Below are 13,725 nucleotides of genomic sequence, written 5' to 3'. Positions count from 1 at the left end.
ACGCTGGCGCAAGCTCAGATGGTAGTCCGATCCGTCTCGTCCTTCGCCCGGCCTGAAGCATCCCGATGCAGCCGTCAAAGACATTGGCCATAGTTGCTGGCCAGGATGGCCAGGTCGCCCGCGCCGACCGCTCCGTCACCATTGAAGTCGCCGTCGGCCCAACCCATGCCGCTGGTCGTTCCGTAATTACTGGCCAGAATGGCCAGATCGCCAACGTCCACCGAACCGTCATGATCGGCGTCGCCGGGAATCGGCGGCACCACGACCGGCTGTTCGGACGCCCATGGCGAACCGGCCAGGGCCGCATCGACCGTCTGCACGCTCACGTAGTAGGTGCCGGGCACGTGGACAATCACCGACCACTGCAGGTTCTCCTGGACGTTGCCGAGGGCCGGAACGCGGCGGAAACCGGTGGTTGGGTCGGCCATCGCGGGCGTCACGTCCTGTCCGCCCGGAGCCGTTCCCAACCGCAGGTTATACGACAATCCGGCCTGCGGCGTCTCAATATCGGTGCCGGGATTCCAACTGAACGTCATCTTGTTCCAGGACACCGTTGGCGGAAGTGACCACATCGGCGCCGCAGGAGGCGTATTGGGCGCCGTCGCGCCATTGCGGTAGATCTTGCTCTGGAACGCACTGCCGCTGAAGCCGGCTAGAGCCAGGTCCAGATCGCCGTCGTTGTCGTAGTCGCCCCAGGCGACGGCTGAGTCCATCATCGCCGCAAGCCCCATGCCCATCGCGGTGAAGGTGACGAAGTCGTTGCGGTAGAGTGTGGTGTAAGGTACGCCGCCGGCTGCACCGGTCAGGGCGATGTCGATGTCGCCGTCATTATCATAATCGCCCCAGGCCACGTCGCCGTTGCTCACGCCGGTGAAGGCCACTCCGGTGTTGGGGAAGACGGCAAGTTGATTGTCGTAGAGGATCGTGCTGTCAATGCCTCCGGCGGCCCCGGCCACGACCAGGTCCAGATCGGCGTCGTAGTCGTAATCGCCCCAGGCCATCAGGCAGGAATCGGCCAGGACGAAAGGAACGCCGCTGTCCATGAACACGCCGCCGTTGTTCTGAAAGAGTCGGGTCACCGGGTTGGCGGCGGCGTCTCGTCCGGCCAGGGCCAGATCCAGATCGCCGTCGTTGTCGTAGTCGCCCCAGACGGCTTCCGAAAGTCCGACGGGGATTAAGGCGGCGCCAATGTCCGTGAACGCGCCGCCGCCGTCGTTGCGGTAGACGATGGCAAACGGAACGCCCGCGGCATCATATCCGGTCAGGGCGAGGTCCATGTCGCCGTCGTTGTCATAATCGCCCCAGTCGACCGAGCCATCCTGGACGCCGATCAGGCCCGCACCAGCGTCGATGAAGTTGCCCGCTCCGTCGCCCTGATAGACCCGGCTGATTGGCATGAGGCCGTTGTCGAGCCCGCAGAGGGCCAAGTCGAGGTTGCCGTCGCCATCGTAGTCGCCCCAGGCCAGCGAAGTGTGCGTGATCCCCGGCAGCGGCGCGCCGATGTCCGTGAAGCTCGCGCCGCCCAGGTTGCGGTAAACCTTGGTGACATATCCCGCTCCGGTGTCGCCCGCGAGCGCCAGGTCGAGCAACCCGTCGTTGTCGTAATCGCCCCAATCCACGTCGCAGTATGCCACGCCGGCCAGCGCGGCGCCGATGTCGGTGAACTGACCGGTCACCGCGAAGCTGCCGGCCAGCGTGCCCGACTGGGTGTCGGGATTGGTCACCACGACGTTCCAGGCGCCGGGCGTGGCCCCTGCCAGGTTGAACGTGCAGGTGATCGTGGACGAATTCACAACGGTCACCGCGGTGGCGCTAATGTTCGGTTGGCCGGGCATGGCCAGCATGACCGTCGCCCCGGTCTGGAAATACGCGCCGGATATCGGATTGATGTTCACGGTGCTTCCGGCCGCTCCGGTGTTCGGATTGATGCTGTAGACCTGCGGGGCCGGACTGGTCAGTCGCGAAAGCGCCGGGTCGCCGTAGAGGTTGAAGTCCAGCATGTTCATCCAGGACGCGTCGCCCCAACCCAATCCGAAATTGGACCGGCACCAGACCAGGGCCGCTCCGGCGGTGTCCGGGGTCGCCGCCGACATCCGATTAAAGATGCGGTAGGCGTAGGAGGCGTTGTCGCCGTACGAGCCGCCTCGCGAGGTGTTCCACGACCCGATGGCGTACCAGGTCACGCGGCTGCCCGAAAACGTGCCGATGGCGCCCTGTTTGAGCAGGCTGTAACCCAGATTGCCCGAGTTCTCCGGGTAGCCGTTGAGGCAGGAGACCAGGACCGCGAACGAGGGGTACGAATCGTTCAGCGAGCTGCAGTCGCTCGAACTGAACATGGTGTACCATGTGGTTTCCTTGTGCGGCGACGCATTGCCGCAGATGTTGGTGTAGCTGCCATCCGAGGTCCAGCAGAACCGCGACGCGCCGGTCTGACTGCCGTGAGCCCACCACGTGACAAACCCGTAGGTGTTCTGCCACTCGTTGACGATGTTGGTGGTGGTCAGGGCCGCATTGCAGGAGGTCAGCGGATAGGCTGAGCCGTTGGAGTAGACGCCGGTTCTTTCGTAGAGGGTGTAGGCGCTGAAGCCGGCGCTCGAGGCCAGCGACTTGATCGCCTCGCCCCAGTCGGCCCCGAAGGTACGCCAACTGGTGTAGGGGTAATCAATTCCCGAGTCGCTGGCGTCACCGTCGCCGTTGTTGTCCTGGGGTCCGTGGTTGGATATCGCGGTCGGGATGAGGACCTTGCTCCGCCACGCCCGCGTGGAGCTTTGCGTGTAATTGATGCACTTCTGGAGAATGCTGTCCAGGTCGGTGGTGGACCCGTAGTAGGGGATCCGGCCGACCATCAATTCGCAGTACTTGTCGGCCCCGCCCGTGCCGTAGTCGCCGCTGTACTCCCCGTAGTATCCGTCGCTGTCGAGGTTCCAGTTGCCGCTCAACTCAGCGAAGTACATGTCCGTCGGAACGTCCGCCCCGGGGCGCGGGTAGCACATCCGCATTGGGATCGACTGGTTTGAAGTGAATGTCGTGGGATGAGGGTCGCCGATCAGCAGGACGTACGAGATGCCGTCGGTGGTCCAGTGCGAGCCGAGCCACGAGCGGATATTGTCGGCCCGACTGTAGCATGATGTACCGGTGACGTAGTGGGTGTCGTCCGCCGACGTCCCTTCGGTGACGACCTTGACCGCATGGCCGCAGGCCTGCAGGTTTGTAATGAAGCTCGATAGATTTGAACTGGTGCTCTGGATCGTGCTGGTGGTGATGATCACGTAGTCCGCCGCCGTGCCCGCGGCCGGAGGCGGCGACGAGGATTCAGCCGGCAGCGCGGCGTCCTGGGGATTGATGATCTCATCGAGCATCAGAAACGGGTCGGTTTCGACACCGGATGCCGCTGGCATGCTCGGCAGTTCTCCCGTTCGCGGCGCGGCGACGGCGATCTGCGCTCCGTTCAGAACGTGAACCGCTCTGCCGGCCGGGTTGAACTTGGCGCACCAGATGCGAACCTCAGCCACTTTCCACTGCCGATACTCGCCCGTCGAGACAACCTCCACCGCAGCGGCGGGAAAGTCAGCGTTTCGCGCGTAGATCGCCACGTCTTTCCCGTTACGAATCCTGGCCTTGTTCTTCCTGCCCCAGTCGATGATCGGCATCGTCCCGTCCCACGTCACCGCGGGCGGAGCGGGCGCGATGTCATAGCCGCCGTGCATCGGCGACCATTCCTCATCCACCGCCCATGCCTGAATCTGGCTCAAGTCCGCGTCCGCGGGCAGCAGCACCTTCACCTGGTAGTAGGGCAGTAGCGGCTCGCCCGGCTCGCCGCCCAATGGCAGGCCGTCCACGTCGACCACGTCCAGGCCCTCCGGGCCGGTGGCCATCCGCACCGTCCCCTCAAAGCCTGAGACGGAAAACTCCGTCGACCACAGGTCACCCGATAGCTCAGCCGCCTGTGCCGGGGTCCAACACCCCAGCAGAACGGCAACCGCCGCCACAATCGACCCGGCAAACGCTCCTCGACCAGCCCCGCAATCCATCGCCTCTCCTTTCAAAAGCTCAGGCGACGACTTGGGCCGCCGCGGACAAGAAAAACCAGGCGAAGATTACGCCGAAGTGACTTTGGAACATGCGATGGACCCGCTTGAGGATCGCAGATCCCCGCAACAACCTAGTATAGGCGGGCTGACAATGACATGCAGGAGAGTATAAGCGTGACTGATCAACGATGGACGCACTCGCTTCCCCTTCTTCCAAGGCTGAGTATCCCTCTCATGGATACCTTTGGACGCGCCTATAAGAGGGCCGGGAAGAACCCGCTCTCTCCCGGACACCTTATACGTCCACTATAACCGACCGGGCGCAGGAGTCAAGGTGGAACGGTCATGGATGCTCGGACAACGACCGGGACGGATAGGAGCTGCGGCGTCCTATAAATCGTTGCGGCGGCAATCTGTGTGAAAGAGTGGGGCTTCTGGTTCTGGTCGATCAGGCCTTCTCCAACTCCTCGTCAAAGACGACCGCGACCTTGCCGCATCGACCGCCGGCCATCAGGGCGTAGGCCTCGCCGGCTTTGTCCAGCGGGAAACGGTGGGTGATGAGCCGGTCGGGGTGCAGGCCCCATCGCACCAGCCGCTCGACCAGTTCCTCCATCCGCCAGAGGTTCGTCACCCACGAGCCGTAGATGGTCTTCTGGTCGTGGATAATGTCCGGCGACGGCTGGAAGCTACAAGTGCCGCCTTCGCCGAGGAATACGATCCGGCCCCACTTGCGGGCGGCCTGTATGCAGGTCAGGCGGGCCCGGTCGTTGGCGGAGCAGTCAACCGCCTTTTCCACGCCGTGGCCGCCGGTCAGCTCGCGGACCTGGGCGACATTATCGGAACCGGCAGACAGGACCTCGTCGAAGAGCCCTAACGAACGGGCGATCTGGATGCGTTCGGCGGTCACCTCGATGCCGACGACCCGGCGGGCGCCCATCGCCCTGGCCAGCATGGCCGTCGCCAGACCCACCGGCCCCAGGCCCGTCACCAGCACGTCGTCGTTGCCGCTGATGCCGATTTTCTCCAGGCCCTCGTAGACCGTGCCGAACCCGCACGCCACCTGAGCGCCGTCGCTGTAGGTCAGCCGCTCGGGCAGCAGGACCAGGTCCTTCTCCTCGGCCAGGAGATACTCAGCCATTCCGCCGTTCCGCTGCCAGCCGTAGGCCCGACGGTACGTCTCGCTGGTGCACGAGATCATGTACCCGCGGCGGCAGTCGTTGCAGACACCGCAGCCGGAGATGTGATAGACGATCACCCTATCTTCGCGATGGAACCGCCGGCAGCCCGGCCCGCACTCGACGATCTGCCCGCAGGGCTCGTGGCCGGCTATCATCCCCGGCTGATAGCCTTCCGGCCCCTTGCCGAGATGCTGATGGTAGATGCAGCGGATGTCCGAGCCGCAGATCGTCGACGACTTCATGCGGATCAGCACCTCGCCATGGCCGGGCGAGGGTATGTCGAATTCCTTGAGTTCCACCGTGCTGTTGCCGGGAAGAACCGCGCCTTGCATCCTGGTATTCATCGTTTCATGTCCTTCATACGATCGATCATGTGGCGATTTGGCCGTCTACGTCCCAAAGATCCTCCCAGCACTGACCGGCCTTCCAGAGAAACACCTGTCCCTTGATCAGCCGGCAGCGGCGATCAATGCCGGCGATCGCCTGCATTTCCTGGGCCGTCAGCGGATCGCTGATCACGCCTCGCAGGTTGCTGAGGTACTTGGCCCGCGTGACGGAAAAGGGGATGGGGATCTGGCCCCGCTGAACGGCCCACTTGAGGCAGATCACCGCCGGATGCAGATTGTGCCGGCGGGCGATCTCGACCACGACCGAATCGTCGATCGGCGAGGTGTCGTCCGGCGTTCGATCGCGCTCCGGGCGGTTGGGTGAGCCGATCGGGCAGTAGCCGATCGGCTGGATTCGATGGTCCAGACAGAACTGAAACAACTCAGGCTGCTGGAAATGCGGGTGCAGCTCCATCTCGTTGCACGCGGGTTTGATCCGCGCGTCCCGCAGAAGCAGCTTCAGCTTGGCAACGGTCATGTTGGACGTGCCGATGTGGCGGACCAGACCCATCTCAACCAGCCGCTCCATCCGCCGCCACGTATTCATGTAGTTTTCATGGATGTACGGTTGGGCGTTCTTGCTGCGGCTGAGGACGTCGCAGCCGGGCGGATGGTAGTTGGGAAAGGGCCAGTGGATCAGGTACAGATCGAGGTAGTCGAGCCGCAGATCCCGAAGCGACCTGGCGCACGAGAGCAGGACATCGTCCGGGCCGTGCATGTCGTTCCAGAGCTTTGAGGTGATCCAGAGATCCTCGCGTCTCAGGTTCGCTGCGAGAGCTTCCTGTAACGCCTTGCCGACCTCCTCCTCGTTGCCGTAGACCGAGGCGCAGTCGATGTGCCGGTAGCCGACCCGCAACGCGCCTCGGACCGCGTCGGCCACCTGCCCGGCTGAGTACCGGTCCGAACCGAACGTGCCGAGCCCGATGACGGGAATCCGGGCTCCGGTATCGAGGGTTTTGGAGGGGATCCCAGCGGGATCAACCGCATCATAGTCCAGCGCAAAGCTCGTCATTGGTCAGAGGCTCCGCCAAAAACTTCATTAGACGCCGACCGGTACGGTCGGGCTATGGATTATCCATCGAAAGCATGGATATTCTTTGGAAATGCGGATAGACTGGGCTCATGCTTAAACGGCTGTTGGACCTGATCGAAATCGACCTTCTGAACATCGAGCACTACCGGGTGCACACGGAGTGGCGGCACCGGAACGTCAGCAGTCCGTACAGCCGGCTGTATCTGATCACCGGCGGCGAAGGGTTCATCGACTGCCATTCGCCGCGGCGGACCATTCACCTGATTCCGGGCCGGATGGTGTTGATCCCGTGCTTCACCCGCGTGGACTTATTTTGTCCGCGGAGCTTCGATCACTACTACATACACTTGACGACCCGGCTGCCCAACGGCACGGATCTACTGACGACGCTCGGCTGCGGCCGCGAGGTCGCCGCTCGCGAGCACGGGATCAGCCGCAAGCTGTTCGACCGGCTTCGGGCAATCAATCCCGGCCGGGAGCTGCGCGAGCGTGACGCCAACCAGCCGATTTACCGATCCGTTCTCAACCAGAGCCGACAGCTCGATCAGGACAAGACCGCCGCCCAGCATCTGGAGACCAATGCCCTCCTGCGGCTGCTGCTGGCGCCCTTTCTGAGCGTCCATTCGCCTTCCAGCGTTTCCAACACGCTGGAAGGGCTGCGGCGATTCGACCGTGTCCTGGAGCACATCCAGCAGAACCTGGCCTCACCGATCGCGCTGGCGGAACTGGCGGAGTTGGCGGAACTGAACGCGGCGTATTTCTCAGACCTTTTCGGCCGGCTCATGGGCCTGCCGCCCATCCAGTACGTCAACCGCCGCAAGATGGAGCACGCCCAGACGCTGCTCTTGACCACCGATCGGCCGCTCAAGTGGGTCGCCCGGCAGTGCGGATTCGACGATGAGTTCTACTTCTCCCGGCTCTTCAAGAAGATCACCGGCCTGGCCCCAGCCCACTACCGCCGACAGGCCAGGCTGACGTGAAATTCCTTGCCTCACCGACCGTCCGGATTGCGAGTGGCGGGGACTCGTCTGCTCAGACCTCACGACAACGCCGGCGGGCAGCGCAAGCCGGGCCGAGGTCGTTTCCTTCCCTTTCACGCAACGAGACGGTGGACCGGCCTCCAGAACGGGGATGATCCTGCTACCGCGGGTCTTTCAGTTGGTCCAGGTGCTCGCGATTGCCCTTTTGAACGTATTCCAGATTGGCGAGTAACGCGCGAACATCGGCAATCCTGCGATCCATCTCCTGGATCTGTGCGGCAAGTTCATCGGCTTGTTTCTGCAGCGCGACGTCCCGGTCGTACGTCTCTCGACGGGTATGCCCCGACGGGACCAGCAGGCACAGGGCAAGGACGGGAAGCAGAAGGGCAACCAGCACCGCGATGATTGCCACCACGACCAGAAGCTCGATGAGGGTGAGTCCGTCCTCCTCTCGATCGCGTTGCAGCTTCACGACTTACCCGCGTGCGTCCGTCGCGACCGTCCGGCTCCTTTCTGAACCACCAACACCTCAGGGCAGAGGAAACGCCTCCGCCAACGTCGAAAAGTCCCGCTGATCCAGCGCCTTGAAGAAAAGGAACGCGAAATCATCGTAGTGAATCAAGGAATAGGGAAGACTCCCGGCTCGGAGATACTCCGTGTGTCCGACGTCGATGAATTCCGCATGTCCATCCGAATAGGCGACGCTCACTCCGTACGGATTCAGGTGCGGCCAGGAGTCAAAGCCCCAGCCGCCGTAGTCCGGAATGAAAATGTCCGACGACACGGCGATCGGGTACTCCAGCGCGCCGTACTGCACCGTCTGAAGCCACTGAATCTCGGCTGGCGTGATATACTGATACTCGCTCTTATACTCACCGAAGAACCGGTACAAGTAGCCGCAGAAGCGATAGTATGTCCCATACGACGTCTCTTCCCAGCCGTAGGGATAGGTGAACCATTTCTCCCGCTGGCTGGGGCAGTACAATAGCTCCGGATCGGTGATGAAACCCGTTTCGATCAGGTGTCCCAGGCAGTCCCACTCTCCCCGAGTGGCGACTTGGAATGTATAAGAGGCATTCATTCCATCGCTACCGGGGGGAAAGTGATCGTTGTACTCCCCGGCATAGGCGACCATCGCAACGGCCATCTGCTTCTGGTTGCTCAGGCACTTCACTCGCTGGGCGCTCTCCCTTGCCTCGCTCAGCGCCGGAAGCAGCATCGCGGTCAGCACGGCGATGATCGCCGCCACCACCAGAATCTCGATCAGGGTGAAGCTGTAACTGCATTCGTGGTAATGGCTTAGGTGGAGGCTCGTGTCGGAACGCCTGTGAGGGGATAGAACCGCTTTCCGGCGAGATGTTCTTGCCGGGCAGGTCTCTTGACGAACTCGGCCACTGTCCAGATGAAGAAGATCACGCATTGCCACGTCCTGTATTAGCTTCATCCTGGTGCAAGTGTTGCACCAAACCAGACTCCATACGTTTCTTATCTTTGCATTCGCGACAAAAGTCAAGGAAAAAGCTTGACAGTGAGCACGTTATCAAATACCATGAACGCACGTTGAGCACGTGCTCACACGTCGCGGACTTCTGAGGGAATCATGGGAACGCCGGTCAGAATCAAGGACATTGCCAACGACGTTCAGCTCCCGGTATCCACGGTGGGCAACATCCTGCGGAATGACCTGCGTTACGACAAGGAGCTGCGGCAACGGGTTACCGACTCGGCCCAGCGGCTCGGTTATCTGCCCAACATCCTGGCCCGTGGGCTCAAGGGCGGAAAGACCCAGACCGTGGGAATCCTCTTCTCTCTGGGCGGCCCGCACAGCCCCATCGAGCTGGTGCGGATGATCGCCGGCGGGGTCCATGAACGCCAGTACGCCACGCAGCTCTCCGACAGCCTCTGCGAGTCGGACGTGGTCCAGGACGCGTTGCGAGACTACATCCGACGCGGCGTCGAAGCGGCGGTGGTGCAAATCATCCCGAACATGCCCCTCAAGAAGTTCGAGGGTCTGTTCCGGCATTTCCGGGCGGTGGTATTGGTTCCATCGTTTCCGCTGGAGACGACCGCCGATCAGGTGGTCCTGTCTCGCCGTCAGGCCATCTATGACGCGGTGGACCATCTGCTGGATACGGGCCGACGGCGGCCGATGATCCTCGTGCCGCCGGCGCCGAGGGAGGAGAAGATCGATCCGTTCCTCTCCCGCCTGCGGGAACGGAGCTGCGTCTACCAGGATGAACCGGTGATCTGCCATCGGAGCCATCGTCCCGCCACGCACATGGCCGAGGTGGCGTGGGAGGCACTGGAGACGCACTGTCCGGCCTCCGTTCCGTTCGACGCCCTGTTGTGCGGGACGGACGAGGCGGCGGTGGCGGCCTGCAAGTGGCTGGCGACCCGCGGCAAGAGTGTGCCTCACGACGTGGCGGTGGTGGGGTTCAATGACAGTACGTACTCGGGGTTTCTCACGCCGGCCCTGGCGAGCATCAACCGCCGGGACGAGCAGGTGGCACACCGGGTGACGACGATGCTTTTCGGCCGGCTTGAGAATCCCGACCTGCCTCCGCAACGGGTGGATATTGACATGGAGTTTGTGCCTCGGGAATCAGCGGGATAGCGCGAGAAGCCTGAGGTTGGAGAGAGCCTCCACGGCGGCGGACGGTCCGCAGCGTGAGAGCATGGGACATACTGGTTGTGGAAGGAGATGAACGATGAAAAGAGTGGTTGGTTTGGTGATGGTGTTGGGAATCGTCTGCTCGCCCGCGTGGGCGCAGGAGACCCTGGTCCGGTTCGAGAAAGGCCTGAACGGCTATGACGGTCTGGTCGATGGAGGCATCCGATCGGAAGCCGGCAGGCAGACCTACAACTACGGTGCGTCTTCAGACATCAGTGTCGGCTGGGAGCTTGAGGATGCGGAGTTTGTCGGGTTCTCCCAATGGAAGGATATCTTCGGGAGCGGCGCGAATCAGGTTCCGCTGGGCGCGACCATCGTCAGTGCGGAGTTGGGATTGACTCTCCGAGCCGCCCAGGGAACGGAGGACCGGATCATCACCGCCTATGCGATGACACGGGAAATCACCGACATGGGCAGCGGGGCCAGCAATCCGGCGGCGGCCGGGGAAGTGTGCTGGAGCTACCTCGCCTATGATACGACGATGTGGGGCGGCGACACCACCGACGGACCGGTGGAGGGAGTGGACTACACCACCAACCACGCCAGCAGCCTGACCATCAACGTTGCCAGCGACAATGGGATCACCGTCTCTTGGGACGTGACGGACATCGTGAACGACTGGTACACCGGCGCGCTGCCGAACTACGGCTTCCTGCTCCGCGACGGTGCGTGGGCCGACAACGAGACCCGGAGCAACTTCTCCAGCGCCGAAACGTCGAACACTGGCGACCTTCCCTTCCTGAAGATCACGTACGAACCGGTGCCCGAACCGGCGACGATGGGTCTGGTCGCCCTCGGCGGGTTGGCCCTGCTGCGGCGAAGGTCGTGAAACAGTAAGGAATCCAGCTCTTTCCTTTTCTATCATCGACGAGACGCGGGGCGGTCCGGATGGGCCGCCCCGCACAATCTGGAGGGAGAATTCTGGATCGAAGGCCCGGACTTCGTGTTCAACGGCCAAAAACCGTTTTACGTCCAGGACAACAGCGTCGGGGCGGTGTTCCTGCCGATGCATCGTTTTCACTTTCGCTGGAATTGTGCGGACGCCAATCAGCAGGCGAACATGAACATGCTCCGCCTCCACAAAGGCGGCTACTTCTTCCCCAAAACGCTGGACGTGGCCGACGAGATGGGCATGCTGATGATGCAGGAGACCAACTTCCGCCAGATCATCCGAGATCCCGGCCAGTGCGACGTGGACCATCCGGTTCGCAAAAAAGGCGATCACGCCATTCCGGAAACGGTCGAACAGGCGAAAGTCCAGCGGAACCACCCCTCGCTGGTGATCTGGAGCACGGAAAACGAACACGGCGTAATCCAGGAAAACGACGAAATCACTCCGGCCGTGCGGGAGCGTGCGGAACTGCTGCTGAAACTCAACGGCGCGTTCAAGGAGATGGACCCCACTCGCCCGACGGTCAACAACGGCGGGACGATCTTCATGTTCACCGACTACCACAAGGACCCTCGTGTGGACATCCTCGACGGGCATTACGTCAATCCCCGCGTCTGGGACAACTGGAAGAAGAAATACAACAAACCCTGCACCATGGGCGAAATCAGCCTCGGCGGGCCGTTCGCCTGGACCTACCAGGGCGAAGTGAGGAGCATGAGACAGCGCGGCGAAGACCCCCAGCCGTACTTCTGGAACGCCGTCAACGCGGCCGCTCAATACATGGAAGGGCGTCTCCGGTCGTTCCGCTCGGCGGAACTGGCCGGCCTCTGGCCGTTCGCCGCGATGCAGCGATACCATCCGTTCATGCCCGTCTGGGAGGGTGTGGATTACCGAATGGACACGCCGCCGATCCATTGGCCGGCGCAGAGCGGGCTGGACTTCAAAGAGAAGAACCTCTCCTACGGTCGTGACATCTACAACTTCTACGACCCGACCGTCCCCCGCTGCGCCTACCTGCGCACGTACGATCCATTAAAAGACGCCCAGCGCGAAGTGACCAAGCTCGAGCCGCGCTTCAGCCCCGAACTGATCGTGCAGGTGCTCGACGCCGACGGCCACACCGTGCCCAATACCGCCGTCTGGCTGACGCCTACCGATCAGCCGGCCAATCCCTTCGGCGTCGTCACCGATGGCGACGGAAAAGCATGGTTCTGGTGTAAATCCGGACCGGGCGAGTACACCGCCTGGGTGCAACATCAGGGCCGCTGGTTCACCGCCGACGTCACACCCGCCCCAGCCGGCGAGTGGATGCAGGTCAAGACGGCGGCCCTTCGTCTGCCGAGGTCATAGCCTGCGTTTCGTCTCCGCGAGATCGCCTCCGTCCGCGGTCCAATCCGAGAGGTGCTGCATCACCGCCCGGACACGTCGATGGTGCGGCTGGGCTAGGGCCTGGAGCGCCGTAACGCCGAAATTCCCGCCGTCAGCCACCGCCGATTCTCCAGTGGATTCTTGAGGAAGAGTACTGTTTTTGAGGGCAGTACGAAAAAGGTGGTCAAAAGGCGGAACTTGGCGGATTGGATGTCCGTCCTGACACAATGGACGGAACTGACGGTAAAATACTGACTTAGGGAATACGAGGCTGGTGCGGGTTGTACGAACAGCACAGGGATATATGTGTAATATAAGCTAAAAACATTTTTAGGTTGACAATATGGCGTTTATATGTATGATGGGTGGCATGGAAATGGTGAATTCCTCAACTGAAAGCTCTGGGGTGATGCACGTGGAGAACCGTTTGATTTCCGATCGGGTGGAGCATCATCTTCGCAAGCGGATCGAGAATCTCCGTGCCGGGACGATGCTGCCGCCTCAGGAGGTGCTGGTGCGGGAGTTGGGCGCCAGTCGGCATACGATCCGCGAAGCGATGGACCGTCTCAAGCGGGACCAGCTTGTGGAGTCCACCCGAGGCCGGGGGACGTTCGTCACGTCTCGGCCGCGAACCAAGCCCGCCGTTCACCTGGTCAGTTCCTGCATGGACCATCCCTACAACCTGATGTGCATCGGTGTGCTCACCGAAGTGCTCCGCGAGCGGGGGTATCTGGTCCACTTGCCCGGTTCGCGCACGTCCGGCGACGAGTGGCGCGACATCGTCTGCGGGCACGAGCAGTCGGCTGGCGTGATTCTGATCGGCGATTTCGGCCGCGAGGATCTGCAACGCCTGTCGGAGACATGCCGCCTGCCCCTGGTGCACGTTTCGGACACGGATGAACAGTTTCGCCGCCCCCCGCTGTGCGACACGGTCATCAACGACAATGCGGCGATGGCGTTTCAAGGCACCGACTATCTCATCCGGCAGGGACATCAGCGGATCGCCTTTCTGGGATGGGGTTCCGAGGGAATCTGGGACCGTGAAGTGCGCCGGGGATACCAGGAATCGCTGCTGGCCCACAGCCTTGAGCCGCGGGAGGACTGGGTGCTTCGCGTGCCGGTGGCGACGGCGCCCGATACGGGACCGGCGGCGGACAAGAACGCCCAACTGGAGGCGAAAAGCCGC

Annotated in this window: 9 protein-coding genes and 1 pseudogene; 5 read left to right on the top strand and 5 right to left on the bottom strand. The window is 62.4% G+C overall.

Going from position 1 to position 13,725, the window contains the following annotated elements; genetic code table 11:
* Nucleotides 1-74 precede the first annotated feature (74 nt).
* From GXY33_11670 to GXY33_11660, 3 genes are all read right to left on the bottom strand, one after another.
* Entirely contained in the window at nt 75-4,031 is a 3,957-nt protein-coding gene (locus GXY33_11670) for a hypothetical protein (GenBank protein ID NLX05789.1), read from the bottom strand.
* A gap of 448 nt (nt 4,032-4,479) precedes the next feature.
* Nucleotides 4,480-5,541: an alcohol dehydrogenase catalytic domain-containing protein gene (locus GXY33_11665; protein ID NLX05788.1), complete on the bottom strand. Its 1,062-nt coding sequence runs from the start codon at nt 5,539-5,541 to the stop codon at nt 4,480-4,482.
* Between the two features lie 37 nt (nt 5,542-5,578).
* Nucleotides 5,579-6,607 carry an aldo/keto reductase gene (locus tag GXY33_11660; GenBank protein ID NLX05787.1) on the bottom strand — a complete coding sequence of 343 codons (1,029 nt, stop codon included), beginning with the start codon at nt 6,605-6,607 and terminating at the stop codon, nt 5,579-5,581.
* Nucleotides 6,608-6,717: 110 nt separating this feature from the next.
* On the opposite strand from GXY33_11660, the gene GXY33_11655 reads away from it, so the two are divergent.
* Entirely contained in the window at nt 6,718-7,608 is an 891-nt protein-coding gene (locus tag GXY33_11655) for a helix-turn-helix transcriptional regulator (protein ID NLX05786.1), read from the top strand.
* A 367-nt stretch (nt 7,609-7,975) separates the two neighbouring features.
* Here GXY33_11655 and GXY33_11650 read toward each other — a convergent pair.
* Both GXY33_11650 and GXY33_11645 read right to left on the bottom strand, forming a co-directional pair.
* Nucleotides 7,976-8,074, bottom strand: a pseudogene (locus GXY33_11650) (prepilin-type N-terminal cleavage/methylation domain-containing protein).
* 63 nt (nt 8,075-8,137) lie between these two features.
* Nucleotides 8,138-9,028: a type II secretion system protein gene (locus GXY33_11645; GenBank protein NLX05785.1), complete on the bottom strand. Its 891-nt coding sequence runs from the start codon at nt 9,026-9,028 to the stop codon at nt 8,138-8,140.
* A gap of 180 nt (nt 9,029-9,208) precedes the next feature.
* Here GXY33_11645 and GXY33_11640 point away from each other — a divergent pair, with 180 nt between their 5' ends.
* The 4 genes from GXY33_11640 to GXY33_11625 form a co-directional block, all read left to right on the top strand.
* Nucleotides 9,209-10,222 (top strand): LacI family transcriptional regulator, encoded by a 1,014-nt coding sequence (locus GXY33_11640; GenBank protein ID NLX05784.1) that lies wholly within the window; start codon nt 9,209-9,211, stop codon nt 10,220-10,222.
* Nucleotides 10,223-10,316: 94 nt separating this feature from the next.
* Nucleotides 10,317-11,108: a DNRLRE domain-containing protein gene (locus GXY33_11635; protein ID NLX05783.1), complete on the top strand. Its 792-nt coding sequence runs from the start codon at nt 10,317-10,319 to the stop codon at nt 11,106-11,108.
* Between the two features lie 114 nt (nt 11,109-11,222).
* Nucleotides 11,223-12,521: a hypothetical protein gene (locus tag GXY33_11630; GenBank protein ID NLX05782.1), complete on the top strand. Its 1,299-nt coding sequence runs from the start codon at nt 11,223-11,225 to the stop codon at nt 12,519-12,521.
* 445 nt (nt 12,522-12,966) lie between these two features.
* Nucleotides 12,967-13,725, top strand: a 759-nt coding sequence (locus GXY33_11625) for a GntR family transcriptional regulator (protein NLX05781.1), incomplete at its 3' end; no start/stop codon positions are given.

Source organism: Phycisphaerae bacterium, assembly GCA_012729815.1.
Classification (GTDB): domain Bacteria; phylum Planctomycetota; class Phycisphaerae; order JAAYCJ01; family JAAYCJ01; genus JAAYCJ01.
Note: the sequence above shows the minus strand (reverse complement) of the source record. Positions and strands in the feature narration are given on the sequence as shown.

Bases quoted from the DNA above. Each gene is read 5' to 3' on its own strand.
- GXY33_11670 (NLX05789.1), bottom strand. From the start codon at position 4,031: ATGGATTGCGGGGCTGGTCGAGGAGCGTTTGCCGGGTCGATTGTGGCG.
- GXY33_11665 (NLX05788.1), bottom strand. From the start codon at position 5,541: ATGCAAGGCGCGGTTCTTCCCGGCAACAGCACGGTGGAACTCAAGGAA.
- GXY33_11660 (NLX05787.1), bottom strand. From the start codon at position 6,607: ATGACGAGCTTTGCGCTGGACTATGATGCGGTTGATCCCGCTGGGATC.
- GXY33_11655 (NLX05786.1), top strand. From the start codon at position 6,718: ATGCTTAAACGGCTGTTGGACCTGATCGAAATCGACCTTCTGAACATC.
- GXY33_11645 (NLX05785.1), bottom strand. From the start codon at position 9,028: ATGCGTGATCTTCTTCATCTGGACAGTGGCCGAGTTCGTCAAGAGACC.
- GXY33_11640 (NLX05784.1), top strand. From the start codon at position 9,209: ATGGGAACGCCGGTCAGAATCAAGGACATTGCCAACGACGTTCAGCTC.
- GXY33_11635 (NLX05783.1), top strand. From the start codon at position 10,317: ATGAAAAGAGTGGTTGGTTTGGTGATGGTGTTGGGAATCGTCTGCTCG.